Here is a 16,816-nt window from a genome sequence, read left to right as displayed (position 1 = left end):
ATACTTTTCAAATTTTGGAGCGGGAAACGAGACTCGAACTCGCGACCCCGACCTTGGCAAGGTCGTGCTCTACCAACTGAGCTATTCCCGCAAACTTGTACTTCTTTTGTTGCTGCCGTAACGTGTAATTCTCTGTCGTTACGGGAGGCGCATTATACGAGAAATCCGTTTAGCTGCAACCCCCCTAAAAGCGATTTTTTCGTTTTTCTGTTCAAATGCTGAATTTATCGGCAAGTCGTTTAATTTAGCGGCAATCCTGCCCCAGTGCAAGCGCACTGGAACGATATTCGCAGGCCGGGCAGAGTACAACCGCCACCCGGTAATCCACAAAATCAAAGCTTAATAAAATGCTCGCGATAGTAAGCCAGCTCCGCAACGGACTCACGAATATCGTCCATTGCCTGGTGCGTACCTTGTTTCTTGAAGCCATCAAGGATCTCTGGTTTCCAGCGACGGGCCAACTCTTTAAGCGTACTGACGTCCAGATAGCGATAATGGAAATAGGCTTCCAGCTCTGGCATATATTTAAACAGGAAACGGCGATCCTGACCGATGCTGTTACCGCAAATGGGTGATTTTCCTTCAGGTACCCACTCTTTTAAAAAGGCCAACGTCGCCAGTTCGGCTTCACGATCGCCCATGGTGCTCGCTTTTACGCGTTCCACCAGCCCACTTCCGGTATGCGTACGTACGTTCCAGTCATCCATTAACGCCAGTTGCTCATCAGACTGATGCACCGCAATTGTCGGTCCTTCAGCCAGGATATTCAGGTTGGCATCAGTCACTAGCGTAGCGATCTCAATAATGCGATCGCGCTCGGGATCCAGACCTGTCATCTCCAGATCGATCCAAATCAGGTTGTTTTCATTGGCACTCATGCTATTTTCCACCCTTCAGACGTCACATTCAGTGTGACTATATTCATCTAAAATTGCGTGTATCATAAATGTTTTGCCCATTATGGGCGACCAGGAGCCAGTCCGATTGAGTAAGAATAAACTCTCCAAAGGCCAACAGCGCCGCGTGAACGCCAATCACCAGCGTCGTCTTAAAACGTCCGCGGAGAAGCCCGACTACGACGACAACCTGTTTGGCGAGACCGCTGAAGGCATCGTTATCAGCCGTTTTGGCATGCATGCCGACGTAGAATCTGCTGACGGTGAAATTCACCGTTGCAACATCCGCCGTACCATTCGTTCGCTGGTTACCGGCGATCGTGTAGTCTGGCGTCCGGGGAAAGCGGCGGCTGAGGGCGTGAATGTTAAAGGGATCGTTGAGGCGGTACATGAGCGTACCTCAGTACTCACTCGCCCGGACTTTTACGACGGGGTAAAACCCATTGCGGCCAACATCGATCAAATCGTGATTGTCTCAGCCATCTTACCTGAGCTGTCACTGAATATTATCGACCGTTATCTGGTAGCTTGTGAAACCTTGCACGTAGAGCCCATCATCGTACTCAACAAAATCGATCTGCTGGACGACGAAGGTATGGCCTTCGTTAACGAACAAATGGACATCTATCGCAACATTGGTTATCGCGTGTTGATGGTCTCAAGCCGCACCAAAGACGGCCTGAAACCGCTTGAAGAAGCGTTGACCGATCGTATTAGTATCTTTGCTGGTCAGTCAGGCGTAGGAAAATCCAGCCTGCTCAATAACCTTCTCGGCCTGCAGGAAGAGATCCTGACCAATGATGTCTCCGACAACTCTGGTCTTGGGCAGCACACCACGACAGCTTCTCGCCTGTACCACTTCCCTCACGGCGGCGATGTCATCGACTCCCCCGGTGTACGTGAGTTTGGGCTGTGGCATCTTGAACCGGAACAAATCACCGATGGCTTTGTCGAATTTCATGACTATTTAGGCCATTGCAAGTACCGCGACTGTAAACATGATGCAGATCCGGGCTGTGCAATTCGTGAAGCTGTCGAAGAAGGGAAAATCGCTGAGATTCGGTTTGAAAATTATCACCGCATCCTGGAAAGCATGGCGCAGGTAAAAACGCGTAAAAACTTTTCTGATACAGACAACTGACAACTAAGCTAAGCATCGCTAGAATCGTCCCCCTTTTTTCAGGATCCGGCCCATATGCCGGATCGGGAACAAATTATGGCCTGGAGGCTACCTTGTTAAACTCATTTAAGCTTTCGCTACAATACATTCTGCCGAAACTATGGCTCACTCGCCTGGCGGGTTGGGGTGCGAGCAAACGTGCAGGATGGTTGACCAAACTGGTCATCGATCTGTTCGTGAAATATTACAAGGTCGATATGAAAGAGGCGCAAAAGCCGGACACCGCCAGCTATCGTACCTTTAACGACTTTTTTGTTCGTCCACTGCGCGAAGATGCACGCCCGATCAATACCGATCCCAATGTACTGGTCATGCCCGCTGACGGCGTGATTAATCAGTTGGGAAATATTGAGGAAGACAAACTGTTACAGGCCAAAGGGCATAGCTACACCCTTGAAGCGCTGCTGGCCGGCAACTACCAGATGGCGGATAAATTCCGTAACGGGACGTTTGTCACGACTTACCTCTCACCGCGTGATTACCACCGCGTCCACATGCCGTGTAACGGTATCCTGCGAGAAATGATGTACGTGCCAGGCGACCTCTTCTCAGTAAACATCCTGACTGCGCAGAACGTACCGAACCTGTTTGCCCGCAACGAACGTATTATTTGTCTGTTTGATACCGAATTTGGTCCAATGGTACAGATTCTGGTTGGTGCAACCATTGTGGGTAGCATTGAAACCGTATGGGCTGGCACCATTACCCCACCGCGTGAAGGCGTGATCAAACGCTGGACATGGCCTGAAGGCGAAAGCGAAGGCTCTGTGGCGCTGCTGAAAGGTCAGGAAATGGGCCGCTTTAAACTCGGTTCAACCGTTATCAACCTGTTTGCACCGGGTAAAGTTAATCTGGTTGCGCAGTTGCAGGATCTGTCGGTAACCAAAATTGGCCAGCCGATGGCCATTTCTACCGAGACTTTCGTGACGCCAGAGGCAGAGCCAGTGCCATTGCCGAAAGAAGAAATCGAAGCAGAACACGACGCCAGCCCGCTGGTTGATGACAAAAAAGACGAAAGTTAACCATAGGAATCGCTGCTGTGCGCCTGATTATCACTTTTCTGATGGCCTGGTGCCTCAGCCAGGGGGCGTACGCTGCGACGGCCCCCGATAGTAAACAACTCACTCAGGAACTGGAGCAGGCAAAGGCGGCGAAACCCGCTCAGCCAGAAACCGTTGAGGCGCTCCAGTCCGCGCTGAATGCTCTCGAGGAGCGGAAAGGCTCCCTTGAGCGAGCTGAACAATATCAGCAGGTTATCGATAACTTCCCCAAGCTGTCCGCCACGTTACGCGCACAGCTAAACAACCTGCGCGACGAACCGCGTAGCGTACCGACCGGCCTCACGACGGATGCTTTAAACCAGGAGATCCTTCAGGTCAGCAGTCAGTTACTGGATAAAAGCCGCCAGGCTCAACAGGAACAGGATCGCGCCCGGGAAATCGCCGACTCGTTAAGCCAGCTTCCTCAGCAACAAACCGATGCTCGCCGCCAGTTAAATGATATTGAGCGGCGCCTTGGTACAACCAACAGTAACTCAGCGCTCAATCAGGCGATGCAGGCGGAATCCGCCAGGCTTAAAGCCCAGGTCGATGAACTGGAACTGGCTCAGCTTTCCGCAAACAACCGCCAGGAACTGGCGCGAATGCGCTCCGAACTGGCAGAAAAACAGAGCCAACAGCTCGACGCTTACCTGCAGGCATTACGCAACCAACTCAACAGCCAGCGCCAGCGTGAAGCCGAACGTGCGCTGGAAAGTACGGAACTGTTGGCAGAAAACAGCGCAGGATTGCCGGAAGGCATCATTGACCAGTTTAAAGTTAACCGTGAGCTGTCTCAGGCACTCAATCAGCAGGCGCAACGTATGGATCTGGTCGCCTCCCAGCAGCGTCAGGCCACCAGCCAAACGTTGCAGGTACGTCAGGCGCTGAATACACTGCGGGAACAGTCACAATGGCTTGGCGTCTCGAATATGCTGGGGGAAGCACTGCGTGCACAAGTTTCTCGCCTGCCAGAAATGCCCAAACCCCAGCAGTTAGATACCGAAATGGCGCAACTGCGCGTACACCGCATGCGCTATGAAGACCTCCTCAACAAGCAGCCGCAATTACGTCAAATTCACCAGGCCGACGGACAACCACTAACCGCTGAGCAGAGCAGCATTCTCAACGCCCAGTTGCGCACTCAGCGTGAACTACTGAACTCTCTGCTGCAGGGTGGCGATACACTGATCCTCGAGCTCACTAAGCTAAAAGTCTCCAATAGCCAACTGGAAGACGCGTTGAAGGAGGTCAACGAGGCGACGCACCGTTATCTGTTCTGGACATCAGACGTCAGCCCCATCTCGCTTTCCTGGCCTGTCGACATTGTTCAGGACCTGCGCCGCCTGATCTCACTCGATACATTTAATCAGCTTGGCAAAGCCACGATCATGATGCTGACCAGCAAGGAAACGCTGCTACCACTGTTCGGTGCACTGGTGCTGGTTGGGTTTAGCCTTTCTTCACGTAAACACTTCACTCGCTTTCTTGAACGCTCGTCAGCGCGTGTTGGTAAAGTGACTCAGGACCACTTCTGGCTCACGATACGCACGGTATTCTGGTCGATACTCGTTGCCTCACCGCTGCCAGTGTTATGGGCAACGCTGGGTTACGGATTACAGGAAGCCTGGCCCTACCCGCTGGCAGTCGCGATAGGAGACGGCGTTACCGCAACGGTACCCATGCTGTGGGCGGTAATGATTTGCGCCACCTTCGCGCGCCCCAACGGTCTGTTCATTGCGCACTTTGGCTGGCCGCGTAACCGTGTCGCGAAGGCCATGCACTATTACCTGATGAGTATCGGGCTGATTGTCCCGCTGATCATGGCGGTGATTATGTTTGATAACCTCAATGACCGGGAATTCTCCGCTTCATTGGGGCGCCTGTGCTTTATCCTGATTTGCGGAGCACTGGCGATCGTAACCCTGAGCCTGAAACGCGCCGGTATACCGCTGTATCTCGACAAAGAAGGCAATGGCGACAACATGGTCAACAGTATGCTGTGGAATATGCTGATGGGTGCACCACTCATTGCTATTCTCGCGGCAGCTGTGGGCTACCTGGCAACATCACAAGCCTTGCTGGCGCGCCTGGAGACGTCGGTAGCAATCTGGTTCTTGTTACTGGTGGTCTATCACGTCATCCGTCGTTGGATGCTCATCCAACGTCGCCGTCTGGCATTCGATCGCGCCAAGCATCGACGTGCTGAAATGCTGGCGCAACGCGCGCGAGGTGAGGAAGAGCCGCCACATTCAACCAGCCTTGAAGGGGCCGTTGATGTTGACGAAAGCGAAGTGGATCTTGATGCGATCAGTGCACAATCGCTGCGCCTGGTGCGTTCTATCCTGATGCTCATCGCCCTGCTTTCGGTTATCGTGCTGTGGTCAGAAATTCACTCCGCTTTCGGCTTCCTGGAAAATATCTCACTATGGGATGTCACCTCCACGGTGCAGGGCGTGGAAAGTTTAGAGCCCATTACACTGGGTGCGGTGTTAATTGCGATTCTGGTGTTTATCATCACGACGCAGTTGGTGCGAAACCTGCCCGCATTGCTGGAACTCGCGTTGCTACAGCACCTGGATTTAACCCCCGGCACCGGTTATGCCATCACCACCATAACCAAATATCTGCTGATGCTGATTGGCGGTTTGGTTGGCTTCTCTATGATTGGTATCGAATGGTCGAAACTGCAATGGCTGGTAGCCGCTCTCGGTGTGGGGCTGGGCTTTGGCTTGCAGGAGATCTTCGCCAACTTTATTTCCGGCCTGATCATCCTGTTTGAAAAACCAATCCGTATTGGCGACACGGTGACAATTCGTGATCTCACCGGTAGCGTGACGAAAATTAATACCCGCGCGACCACCATCAGCGACTGGGACCGCAAAGAGATCATTGTGCCCAACAAAGCGTTCATCACCGAGCAGTTTATCAACTGGTCACTATCTGACTCGGTCACGCGTGTCGTGTTAACTATCCCGGCACCGTCAGAGGCTAACAGTGAGGAGGTCACGCAAATCCTGCTCACTGCCGCCCAGCGCTGCTCACTGGTTATCGACAACCCGGCACCGGAAGTCTTCCTGGTCGACCTGCAGCAGGGAATTCAAATCTTTGAACTGCGTATCTATGCCGCAGAGATGGGGCACCGTATGCCACTGCGCCACGAGATCCACCAACTGATTCTGGCAGGTTTCCGTGAGCACGGTATTGATATGCCATTCCCACCGTTCCAGATGCGTCTGGAAAGTCTGGGGGGTAAGCAAACGGGAAGAACGTTAAACTCTGCGGGCAGAGGCCGTCGTCCGGCGGGAAGTTTGTAAACGAGAGTGATACCGGATGGTGGCGTTATCGCGCCTCATCCGGCAAGAAAAATTACTCCACAGCCCACTCAGGCTCATTGACCGCGCGGCAGCTGTAGTTCTGATAAATCGCCATCGCCAGCAACGAGAAGAATATCGGACCACCAATCATCCACAGCGCGCTGTTCCAGTCTCCGGCCTCAATCACTGGCTGGATGATGGTGAATACGTTGGCGAACGTCACCACCAGCACCACTACGCCTGTAGCCAGTAGCGTTGCGGTCCGGGTTTTAAATATCACAAACGGTCTTTCCAGGCCGACGCAAGATTTAAAGAATGGGAATGCCAGCGCCAGGAACAGATACGGCAACGTCATCGATACGTTCGCCATCAGCGTCAGTTTGTTATAAAACGCGGAAGCCGTATCACCGCCGAACGAAACCAACAGAATAAACAGACTCACCAGCAGGCACTGCATCCACATTGCTGTTGTTGGCATGCCCATCGCATTCAGTTTTGTCATCGGTGCCGGCCACAGCGCTTTTGGTGTTCCCTGAATAATCGCTTTCAGCGGCGAGTAGCTAAGGGTAAAAAAAGCACCGGTATAGGCAAGGAACATGGAAAGCCCGGTAATACGCGCGAACCATACCCCCATTGTCATTGCCGTCTCTGGGGAAAGGTGCAGCGCATTACCCAATGTCATCCCAAGACTTTTCATCAGGATATAAGTAATATTACCAAGGTTAACGGAACCATTACTTAATACCTGCTGCCAGTTGGTGCTAACACCCCACAAAAATATGGCCAGCGAATACCCCACTGAAATGACGATAGCGGCAAAGACAATGCCTTTCGCAAAGTTCTTTTCGGGTTTATCCGTTTTATCGACCAGTCCCCCCACGGCTTCAATTCCACCATAAGCAAAAATGGCAAATACCACGAATGACAACATAGCCAGGCCGGATTGATACCCTGGATTGGGTGAAGAGGTAAAATTAATATCCTGTGCAAAGTGGCCACCTGTTAATAACAAAATAGTGACACTCACTAACAACAGAACTAAATTAAGACACATTACAGCAATTCCGCCTACAGCCGTAATACGTGCAATCTTATTAATACCACGAGAAGCAACACAGGTGACTACCACCATCCAGCCGACCGCGAGCAGTCCGACAACCTGGGTTGGTTCAAGCCCGGCGATACCCCAATGCTGCGTCATGTCTGCGCCGAATAAGAAGGTGGAGAACGGCACCCATACTTTTGCCGCTGTGCTAACCATCCATATCACGTAGGAGGAGAACCACATAAATGTACCGATAAACGCGTAGCGTGGTCCAACGCTATTATTCATCCACGAATATATTCCACCTTCTTCTTTCCGATAAGCGGAACCCATTTCTGCCATCATTAAGGCGAATGGAATAAAGAATAATAATGCAGAAAATATATACCAGGGAATCGCACTATATCCCATTAAATAAAATGCAGAGGGACTATTTGCAAATCCGAAAACCGACGTAAATATCATAAGGATGAGACCTGACAGGCTCATCTTCTTTATTGTTTGGGTCATTCAACCATCCCTTACTCTGGCAAGCGTTTAGCAAACGCCGCTCACCGATTGGCACCGCCCTCTTTGCAGAGTTCAGCAATTAAAAATCAACACAGAATTGATACCTAAACGATACCAGATATCCAGAGGTAAATTGTGGCTATTAGAGGAGAAGTGAAAAAATGTGCTACATAGTGGCGGTTTTACCGCCACTTTGCATTGTGAAGGGATAACACGTTATGCGCGATCGACGGTAAAGGCGATAACGTCAGCCAGGCTATCAGCGCCCAGCGCCAGCATCACCAGACGATCAACACCCAGCGCCACACCAGAGCAATCCGGCATCCCAACCTTCAACGCTTCAAGCAAGTTGTTGTCAATTGGCTGTTGCGGCAGACCACGCGCAGCACGTTTACGATTATCCTGCTCGAACCGTTGTTGCTGTTCACGCGCATCGGTCAACTCATGGAAACCATTCGCCAGCTCAATACCTTTGTAATAAACCTCAAATCGCTCTGCGACCCGATGATCTTCGGTACTGATTTGTGCCAGTGACGCCTGGCTGGCCGGGAAATGGTACACAAACGTCGGTTTGTCTTTGCCAATATGCGGCTCAACACCCATTGTAAACAGCAGTTGCAGCAAGGTATCCCGGTCTTCTTCAGTATCCGCGATATTGCTGAGATCCAGCTTCGCCGCTACTTCTCGCAGTTGGGTTTTATCCGCAGACAGCGGATCAATCTCCAGATAACGTTGGAAAGCTTGCTGGTAAGAAAGACTTTCCGCAGGTGAACAGTCCAGCACTTGCTGGAGCAAATCGTCCACTTCGTTCATCAGACGATACATGTCGTAATGGGGACGGTACCACTCGAGCATGGTGAACTCAGGGTTATGATGACGACCCATCTCTTCGTTACGAAAGCTGCGGCACAGCTGGTATACCGGACCACACCCTGCCACCAACAGGCGCTTCATATGGTATTCCGGGCTGGTCATTAAATAGAGGTTCATCCCCTGGGAATGACCAGGGCCAACGAAACGCGTTTCGAACGGGAACAGATGAATGTCCGTTACCGTCGCCTGACTCATGCAAGGTGTCTCAACCTCAAGCACTCCACGATCGGCAAAAAAGCGGCGAATCTCCGCTATAATTGCTGCACGTTTTAACAGATTGGGGATGGACGCGCTCGGCTGCCAGGTTGCCGTTTCGCTCATGGTTGTTTCTCCGATTTCAGACAAGGGCACGAAGTCTACTCGTATCGCGCTAGCGAGACAAATTTCACGCGGGAATAATAAACACTGGCTGGCGGGTAAAAAAAGCAACATTGGGTGGTTTAGTAATTAAATTAATCAAATTCAATGATAATTCAGCCCTCTGATACGCTAAAAAAATCGAACACGTCAAATTTCCCTCACATCCCTAAGACTATACTATTGTACCTATAAAGGAGCAGTGGAAACGCGTTCATAACCTGTTTGAATCCGATTAAGCATCTGAATTCGGACGGGGATGAAATAACAACAATCTGGAGGAATGTCGTGCAAACCTTTCAAGCCGATCTTGCCATTATAGGCGCCGGTGGCGCGGGATTACGTGCTGCAATTGCTGCCGCACAAGCAAATCCCAACGCTAAAATCGCACTGATCTCAAAAGTGTACCCAATGCGCAGCCATACCGTTGCTGCCGAAGGCGGCTCTGCTGCTGTCGCGCAGGATCATGACAGCTTTGACTACCATTTTCACGATACGGTAGCAGGCGGAGACTGGCTGTGTGAGCAGGATGTCGTGGATTACTTTGTCCACCACTGCCCAACTGAAATGACACAACTGGAACAATGGGGCTGCCCATGGAGCCGCCGTGAAGACGGTAGCGTCAACGTACGTCGCTTCGGCGGCATGAAAATCGAGCGTACCTGGTTTGCCGCGGATAAAACCGGCTTCCACATGCTGCATACGCTGTTCCAAACGTCTTTGCAGTTCCCGCAGATTCAGCGCTTTGATGAACACTTCGTTCTGGATATCCTGGTTGACGACGGTCATGCTCGCGGCCTGGTCGCCATGAACATGATGGAAGGCACCCTGGTACAAATCCGTGCTAACGCAGTCGTGATGGCAACGGGCGGCGCTGGTCGTGTTTACCGTTACAACACCAACGGCGGCATCGTAACCGGCGACGGTATGGGCATGGCGCTGAGCCACGGCGTTCCGCTGCGTGATATGGAATTCGTTCAGTATCACCCAACCGGTCTGCCTGGTTCTGGTATCCTGATGACTGAAGGCTGCCGTGGTGAAGGCGGTATTCTGGTCAACAAAAATGGCTACCGCTATCTGCAGGACTACGGCATGGGTCCAGAAACTCCGCTGGGTGAGCCGAAAAACAAATACATGGAACTCGGTCCGCGTGACAAAGTTTCTCAGGCTTTCTGGCACGAATGGCGTAAAGGCAACACCATCTCCACCCCACGTGGCGATGTCGTTCACCTCGACCTGCGTCACCTCGGCGAGAAAAAACTGCTCGAACGTTTACCGTTCATCTGCGAACTGGCGAAAGCCTACGTGGGTGTCGATCCGGTTAAAGAACCGATCCCGGTACGCCCGACCGCACACTACACCATGGGCGGTATCGAAACCGATCAGCACTGCGAAACCCGTATTAAAGGTCTGTTCGCGGTTGGTGAATGTTCCTCTGTTGGTCTGCACGGAGCTAACCGTCTGGGCTCCAACTCTCTGGCGGAACTGGTGGTCTTTGGCCGTATGGCAGGTGAGCAGGCTGCAGAACGTGCTGCAACGGCTGGCGCTGCAAACAGTGCCGCGCTCGATGCACAGGTTGCTGGCGTTGAAAAACGTCTGAAAGATCTGGTTAACCAGGAAGGTAACGAAAACTGGTCTAAGATTCGCGACGAAATGGGTCTGTCTATGGAAGAAGGTTGCGGTATCTACCGTACACCGGAACTCATGCAGAAAACCGTTGATAAGCTGGCTGAGCTGCAGGAGCGCTTCAAGCGCGTACGTATCACTGATACCTCCAGCGTCTTTAACACCGACCTGCTGTACACCATTGAACTGGGTCACGGCCTGAATGTTGCCGAATGTATGGCACACTCCGCGCTGGCACGTAAAGAATCCCGCGGCGCGCACCAGCGTCTGGATGAAGGCTGCACCGAGCGTGACGACGTTAACTTCCTCAAACATACCCTCGCCTTCCGCGATGCTGACGGCACGACTCGCCTGGAATACAGCGACGTGAAAATCACCACTCTGCCACCAGCTAAACGTGTATACGGTGGCGAAGCGGAAGCAGCCGATAAGAAGGAGAAGGCGAATGGCTGAGATGAAAAACCTGAAAGTTGAGGTGGTGCGCTATAACCCGGAAACCGATACCGCGCCGCACAGTGCTTTCTATGAAGTTCCTTATGATGAAACCACGTCTCTGCTGGATGCGTTGGGCTACATCAAAGATAACCTGGCCCCGGACCTGAGCTATCGCTGGTCCTGCCGTATGGCAATCTGCGGCTCTTGCGGCATGATGGTCAACAACGTGCCGAAACTGGCGTGCAAAACCTTCCTGCGTGATTATACCAACGGTATGAAGGTTGAAGCGCTGGGCAACTTCCCGATTGAGCGCGATCTGGTCGTCGATATGACGCACTTTATCGAAAGTCTGGAAGCGATCAAGCCGTACATCATTGGCAACCCGCGTACTCCGGATCAGGGTCCAAACACCCAGACTCCGGCGCAAATGGCGAAGTATCATCAGTTCTCCGGTTGCATCAACTGTGGTCTGTGCTACGCCGCGTGCCCGCAGTTCGGCCTGAACCCTGAGTTCATTGGACCGGCTGCAATTACGCTGGCGCATCGTTACAACGAAGATAGCCGCGACCACGGTAAGAAGGAGCGTATGGCTCAGTTGAACAGCCCGAACGGCGTCTGGACCTGTACTTTCGTGGGTTACTGCTCCGAAGTCTGCCCGAAACACGTCGATCCGGCTGCGGCCATTCAGCAGGGTAAAGTTGAAAGTTCAAAAGACTTTCTTATCGCTACCCTGAAACCACGCTAAGGAGTGCATGATGACGACTAAACGCAAACCCTATGTGCGGCCGATGACGTCCACCTGGTGGAAAAAGCTGCCATTTTATCGCTTTTACATGCTGCGCGAAGGCACGGCAGTTCCGGCAGTCTGGTTCAGTATTGAACTGATTTTCGGCCTGTTTGCTCTGAAGCATGGTGCTGAGTCCTGGATGGGCTTTGTCGGCTTTTTGCAAAACCCGGTGGTGGTGATCCTCAACCTGGTTGTTCTGGCTGCAGCACTGCTGCATACCAAAACCTGGTTTGAACTGGCGCCGAAAGCCGCCAACATCATCGTAAAAGACGAAAAAATGGGGCCAGAGCCGATCATCAAAGGTCTCTGGGTAGTTACTGCGGTTGTGACCGTAGTCATACTGTATGTAGCCCTGTACTGGTAAGGAGTCCGGGATGATTAATCCAAATCCAAAACGCTCTGACGAACCTGTATTCTGGGGTCTGTTTGGTGCAGGTGGTATGTGGGGCGCAATCATTGCGCCGGTAGTGGTTCTGCTGGTTGGTATTATGCTGCCGCTGGGTCTGTTCCCGGGCGATGCGCTGAGCTATGAGCGCATTATGGCATTTGCCCAGAGCTTCATCGGACGCGCATTTCTGTTCCTGATGATCGTTCTGCCGCTGTGGTGTGGTTTACACCGTATGCACCACGCGATGCATGACCTGAAAATCCACGTGCCTGCTGGCAAATGGGTATTCTACGGTCTGGCTGCTATCCTGACCGTTGTAACAGCGATTGGCATTCTGACTATCTAATCGCAGTTGTTACCTATTGGGCCCGCCACTGGCGGGCCTTTTTATTTGTGCACAACGCCGATCAACCAGCGGGAAAACTCACGCATTGCAGGCGTCTCCGGGCGGGATTGCAAACGCGTAATCCAGTAACTGCCCAAATCAATCTGCGTTAAAAACGGTTGCACGATACGCTCACTGTTCAGCAAATGCGTGAACATTCTGACGGGAGCAATAGCCACCCCCAGCCCTGCTTGCGCCGCTTCAAGCATCGTGACGGACGAGTCAAACACAACCACATTGTGCGTTGGTGAAGGGGGAGCCTCTCCGGCCGCCTGCATCCACAGCGCCCATTCATCACGACGATACGATCGTAATAGCGGAAATTTCAGGATATCTGCAGGAGCCTGAATCTGAGAGGCCAGGTCTGGTGAACAAAGCGGAGACATCAGCGCGCTACATAAATATTGCGCATCGGTATCGTGCCAGGCTCCACCACCATAGCGAATGGTATAATCCAGCCCCTCTGCAGCAGGATCAACACGGTTATTATGCGTGGAAAGCTGTAAATCGATATGCGGAAAACCCCGTTTAAAATCGCGTAGTAGTGGGAAAAGACAACCCACCGCAAAAGTGCCCACCACACCAATTTTCAGTTTTTCCTGAGCCTGGTTACTGGCAAAACGGTCTAACATCGCCGCCATACGATCGAAGGAATCATTAAGTACAGGTAACAGACTTTCACCTTCTGTCGTGAGCATCAGGCCCCGTGAAACGCGAATAAAGAGCTGACAATTCAGCTGTTGCTCCAACGCTTTCACATGCTGGCTGATGGCAGAATGCGTGACATTCAGCTCAATTGCTGCGCGGGTAAAGCTGAGATGCCTTGCGGCCGCTTCAAAAGCCCGCAGAGAATTAAGTGGGATATAGCTACGCGTCATCATCTTGCCTGTTAGAAAAACTTATATCTGCTGCTAAATTTAACCGTTTGTCAACACAGTGCAAATCAAACAAACTGGTCGCGTCTGATGGGCCCGGACACCCTTTCGCTTTTTATTACGGAAATGATTTCATGATGAAAAAATCGTTATGCTGCGCGCTGCTGCTGGCCGCCTCTTTCTCAACGTTTGCCGCCTCAAAGACAGAACAACACATTGCCGATATCGTTAACCGCACTATCACACCGCTAATGAAAGAACAGGCCATTCCGGGTATGGCCGTGGCCGTTATCTACCAGGGAAAACCGTATTATTTTACCTGGGGTAAAGCTGATATCGCCAATAATCGCCCGGTCACACAGAATACGTTGTTCGAGCTCGGTTCAGTCAGTAAGACCTTCAATGGCGTGCTGGGCGGCGATGCGATCGCCCGCGGCGAAATCAAACTCAGCGATCCGGTCACCCAGTACTGGCCGGAACTGACAGGAAAACAGTGGCAAGGTATCAGCCTGCTGCACTTAGCCACCTATACGGCGGGTGGTCTGCCGCTTCAGATACCCGACGACGTTACTGATAAAGCCGCATTGTTGCACTTTTATCAAAACTGGCAACCTCAGTGGGCCCCGGGCGCTAAACGTCTCTATGCTAACTCCAGCATTGGTCTGTTTGGCGCACTGGCGGTGAAACCCTCTGGAATGAGTTACGAAGAGGCGATGACCAGACGCGTCCTGCAGCCATTAAAACTCTCACACACCTGGATTACCGTTCCGCAGAACGAGCAACAGGATTATGCCTGGGGCTATCGCGATGGCAAGCCCGTACATGTTTCACCAGGTCAACTTGATGCTGAAGCGTATGGTGTGAAATCCGGCATTATGGATATGGCACGCTGGGTTCAGGCCAATATGGACGCCAGCCACGTGCAGGAGAAAACCCTACAGCAGGGCATCGGGCTCGCACAGTCACGTTACTGGCGCGTTGGTGAGATGTACCAGGGCTTAGGCTGGGAAATGCTGAACTGGCCGGTAAAAGCAGACACTGTTATCAACGGCAGCGACAGTAAAATCGCTCTGGCGGCGCTTCCGGCCGTTGAGGTAAACCCACCAGCCCCCGCAGTAAAAGCCTCCTGGGTACATAAAACAGGTTCGACTGGCGGATTTGGTAGTTATGTCGCTTTTATTCCGGAGAAAAATCTTGGCATCGTGATGCTGGCAAATAAAAGCTACCCGAATCCTGCTCGCGTCGACGCGGCCTGGCGCATCCTTGAAAAACTGCAGTAACCGACGTTGAGGTCCGATCCGTCGGGCCTCCTTTCTTCCACTTATTTTCCTGCTGTCATCTACACTTAACAAAAATACAGCAAGGAATATCCCATGCGCATTCTGCCTGTCGTTGCTGCAGTCACGGCTGCATTTCTGGTAGTGGCTTGCAGTTCACCTACGCCGCCCAAAGGCGTTACTGTTGTAAACAACTTTGATGCTAAACGTTATCTTGGCACCTGGTATGAGATCGCGCGGTTCGACCACCGCTTTGAACGTGGGTTGGATAAAGTTACTGCAACCTATAGCTTGCGCGATGACGGTGGGATCAATGTCATCAACAAAGGCTACAACCCGGACCGAGGCATGTGGCAAAAAACGCAAGGCAAAGCCTATTTCACCGGCGATCCTGGACGGGCTGCTCTTAAGGTCTCGTTCTTCGGTCCCTTCTATGGTGGGTATAACGTGATTGCTCTCGACCGGGAGTATCGCCATGCGCTGGTCTGTGGCCCGGATCGTGACTATCTGTGGATCCTCTCTCGCACCCCAACGATTTCAGATGAGATGAAACAGCAGATGCTGGCAGTCGCGACCCGGGAAGGGTTTGAAGTGAACAAGTTGATTTGGGTAAAACAGCCAGGCGCTTAGTGGGTGCTGAGCTTCAGGCCAATAATGCCGGCAACAATCAACCCCAGACTGAGCAGACGCGCCGGGCTGGCTGATTCGCCCAGTAGCAGAATGCCGGTAATGGCGGCTCCTACCGCGCCAATCCCGGTCCAGACGGCATAAGCCGTACCAACCGGCAGCGTTCTCATCGCCCAGGAAAGCATAGCGATACTGACGATCATCGCCGCAATGGTGATAATACTTGGCGTTAAACGGGTAAAACCGTGGGTATATTTCAGACCAATCGCCCAGACAACTTCAAGCAGGCCCGCGATAAGTAAAACGATCCAGGACATAACAGGCTCCAGAACACTATGGGGCCGTCCCCGGGTGAAAGATGCGTTTGCAGGTCGTCCCACAAAGCGGATGTATAAAATGGCATTTTTGCCCGGGAGAAAATGAATTTCAACCTTTTTATTCATTGCTTACTTAAAGCAAGAATTAAGCCCAATTAGAGGCGTAGTTCCCGCATTTGGCTCACATTGGACTTCTCTATGATGAAGAGCTTTCTGAACTCAGGAAGCCGTTTGATCCTCTTCTGAATGCGAAAGGTTTATGCTTAAAATTTTAGTGATTGACCGGTGCCACTTCACCCGCACAGGGATAGAGGCCTTGCTTAATCATTCTGGTATGTTCAACTCTTCATTTCTGGTGTCAGGGATTAATAATCTGATGTTGGCTAAAGAGCATATTTTGCAGTGGAAGCCACATCTGGTAATCGCAGATTTATGTAGTTTTCTCAGCGATATTCACTCCAGCCCCCCTATCGCACCATTTTTTATGAGCTGTGGCGCCATCCCTCTGATTTTACTACAATCAGGCGGCCGATCGCATAACCCAATCGGTCCCCCTCACTCTGCCGTTCACTCGACATTGTCCAAACATAGTACACTGCATGATCTTTCGCGCACGATCCAGGATGCGCTACAGATCCGCCCCGTTTTAGATACACCTAAAAATGCCACACCGCTGCTTACGCCACAGGAAGAGAAGGTACTGTCGTTGTGGATGGATGGCGTTGATAACAATGCAATAGCCGCCGCGCTCTGCATTCATGGTAAAACGGTGTACACCTATAAGCGAAATATCCGTATGAAGCTACACCTTGGGAACCGCTTTTCACCGTTTCTCTCTCTACCTGAGAAGATGAATTAACGGTACGACTGTGCGTCGTACCGTT

The 16,816-nt window shown here is 51.9% G+C and carries 15 protein-coding genes and 1 tRNA gene; 10 read left to right on the top strand and 6 right to left on the bottom strand.

The window, feature by feature from the left end; translation table 11 throughout:
- Nucleotides 1-15: 15 nt before the first annotated feature.
- Both ACLJXE_RS24105 and orn read right to left on the bottom strand, forming a co-directional pair.
- Nucleotides 16-91 (bottom strand) — tRNA-Gly (locus tag ACLJXE_RS24105).
- A gap of 241 nt (nucleotides 92-332) precedes the next feature.
- Nucleotides 333-878 carry an oligoribonuclease gene (orn, locus tag ACLJXE_RS24100; protein ID WP_040232952.1) on the bottom strand — a complete coding sequence of 182 codons (546 nt, stop codon included), beginning with the start codon at nucleotides 876-878 and terminating at the stop codon, nucleotides 333-335.
- Between the two features lie 106 nt (nucleotides 879-984).
- Here orn and rsgA point away from each other — a divergent pair, with 106 nt between their 5' ends.
- The 3 genes from rsgA (at nucleotide 985) to mscM (ending at nucleotide 6,430) form a co-directional block, all read left to right on the top strand.
- The gene (gene rsgA / locus ACLJXE_RS24095) at nucleotides 985-2,037 is read left to right on the top strand and encodes a small ribosomal subunit biogenesis GTPase RsgA (protein WP_271449150.1); all 1,053 of its coding nucleotides are present in this window, start codon (nucleotides 985-987) and stop codon (nucleotides 2,035-2,037) included.
- A 92-nt stretch (nucleotides 2,038-2,129) separates the two neighbouring features.
- Nucleotides 2,130-3,098: an archaetidylserine decarboxylase gene (gene asd / locus ACLJXE_RS24090; protein ID WP_410752224.1), complete on the top strand. Its 969-nt coding sequence runs from the start codon at nucleotides 2,130-2,132 to the stop codon at nucleotides 3,096-3,098.
- A 17-nt stretch (nucleotides 3,099-3,115) separates the two neighbouring features.
- The gene (gene mscM, locus ACLJXE_RS24085) at nucleotides 3,116-6,430 is read left to right on the top strand and encodes a miniconductance mechanosensitive channel MscM (RefSeq protein WP_410752223.1); all 3,315 of its coding nucleotides are present in this window, start codon (nucleotides 3,116-3,118) and stop codon (nucleotides 6,428-6,430) included.
- 52 nt (nucleotides 6,431-6,482) lie between these two features.
- On the opposite strand, the gene yjeM is transcribed toward mscM, so the two are convergent.
- Together yjeM and epmA are read right to left on the bottom strand one after the other, a co-directional pair.
- Complete coding sequence (yjeM, locus tag ACLJXE_RS24080; RefSeq protein WP_410752222.1) at nucleotides 6,483-7,985, bottom strand: glutamate/gamma-aminobutyrate family transporter YjeM; 1,503 nt, start codon at nucleotides 7,983-7,985, stop codon at nucleotides 6,483-6,485.
- A gap of 216 nt (nucleotides 7,986-8,201) precedes the next feature.
- Nucleotides 8,202-9,179, bottom strand: a complete 978-nt coding sequence (gene epmA / locus ACLJXE_RS24075) for an elongation factor P--(R)-beta-lysine ligase (protein ID WP_410752221.1) — start codon at nucleotides 9,177-9,179, stop codon at nucleotides 8,202-8,204.
- A 324-nt stretch (nucleotides 9,180-9,503) separates the two neighbouring features.
- Between epmA and frdA the strand changes: the two genes are divergently transcribed.
- The 4 genes from frdA to frdD are packed head-to-tail and all read left to right on the top strand — an operon-like array spanning nucleotide 9,504 to nucleotide 12,797.
- Nucleotides 9,504-11,294: a fumarate reductase (quinol) flavoprotein subunit gene (frdA, locus tag ACLJXE_RS24070; RefSeq protein WP_003830519.1), complete on the top strand. Its 1,791-nt coding sequence runs from the start codon at nucleotides 9,504-9,506 to the stop codon at nucleotides 11,292-11,294.
- Complete coding sequence (gene frdB, locus ACLJXE_RS24065; RefSeq protein WP_003025540.1) at nucleotides 11,287-12,021, top strand: fumarate reductase iron-sulfur protein; 735 nt, start codon at nucleotides 11,287-11,289, stop codon at nucleotides 12,019-12,021. The genes frdA and frdB overlap by 8 nt, the downstream gene beginning before the upstream one ends.
- A 10-nt stretch (nucleotides 12,022-12,031) precedes the next feature.
- On the top strand, nucleotides 12,032-12,427 hold the full coding sequence (gene frdC, locus ACLJXE_RS24060) for a fumarate reductase subunit FrdC (RefSeq protein WP_048212908.1): 396 nt from the start codon (nucleotides 12,032-12,034) through the stop codon (nucleotides 12,425-12,427).
- 10 nt (nucleotides 12,428-12,437) lie between these two features.
- Nucleotides 12,438-12,797, top strand: a complete 360-nt coding sequence (gene frdD / locus ACLJXE_RS24055; RefSeq protein WP_048212909.1) for a fumarate reductase subunit FrdD — start codon at nucleotides 12,438-12,440, stop codon at nucleotides 12,795-12,797.
- A gap of 41 nt (nucleotides 12,798-12,838) precedes the next feature.
- Here the strand turns inward: frdD and ampR are convergent, their stop codons facing one another.
- Complete coding sequence (gene ampR, locus ACLJXE_RS24050) at nucleotides 12,839-13,714, bottom strand: LysR family transcriptional regulator AmpR (protein WP_410752220.1); 876 nt, start codon at nucleotides 13,712-13,714, stop codon at nucleotides 12,839-12,841.
- Nucleotides 13,715-13,845: 131 nt separating this feature from the next.
- Here ampR and blaCMY point away from each other — a divergent pair, with 131 nt between their 5' ends.
- Together blaCMY and ACLJXE_RS24040 are read left to right on the top strand one after the other, a co-directional pair.
- Complete coding sequence (blaCMY, locus tag ACLJXE_RS24045; RefSeq protein ID WP_410752219.1) at nucleotides 13,846-14,991, top strand: CMY-2 family class C beta-lactamase; 1,146 nt, start codon at nucleotides 13,846-13,848, stop codon at nucleotides 14,989-14,991.
- A gap of 93 nt (nucleotides 14,992-15,084) precedes the next feature.
- A complete protein-coding gene (locus ACLJXE_RS24040) occupies nucleotides 15,085-15,618 on the top strand; it encodes a lipocalin family protein (protein ID WP_286630533.1) in 534 nt (177 codons plus the stop codon).
- On the opposite strand, the gene sugE is transcribed toward ACLJXE_RS24040, so the two are convergent.
- Nucleotides 15,615-15,932 carry a quaternary ammonium compound efflux SMR transporter SugE gene (sugE, locus tag ACLJXE_RS24035; protein ID WP_000118520.1) on the bottom strand — a complete coding sequence of 106 codons (318 nt, stop codon included), beginning with the start codon at nucleotides 15,930-15,932 and terminating at the stop codon, nucleotides 15,615-15,617. The two genes, ACLJXE_RS24040 and sugE, sit on opposite strands and share 4 nt — an antisense overlap.
- 259 nt (nucleotides 15,933-16,191) lie before the next feature.
- Between sugE and ACLJXE_RS24030 the strand changes: the two genes are divergently transcribed.
- Nucleotides 16,192-16,791 (top strand): helix-turn-helix transcriptional regulator, encoded by a 600-nt coding sequence (locus tag ACLJXE_RS24030; protein ID WP_410752218.1) that lies wholly within the window; start codon nucleotides 16,192-16,194, stop codon nucleotides 16,789-16,791.
- Nucleotides 16,792-16,816 lie beyond the last annotated feature (25 nt).

The sequence above is a fragment of the Citrobacter sp. U14242 genome, from assembly GCF_046555775.1.
GTDB lineage: Bacteria > Pseudomonadota > Gammaproteobacteria > Enterobacterales > Enterobacteriaceae > Citrobacter.
This window is presented reverse-complemented; position numbering and strand designations above follow the sequence as displayed.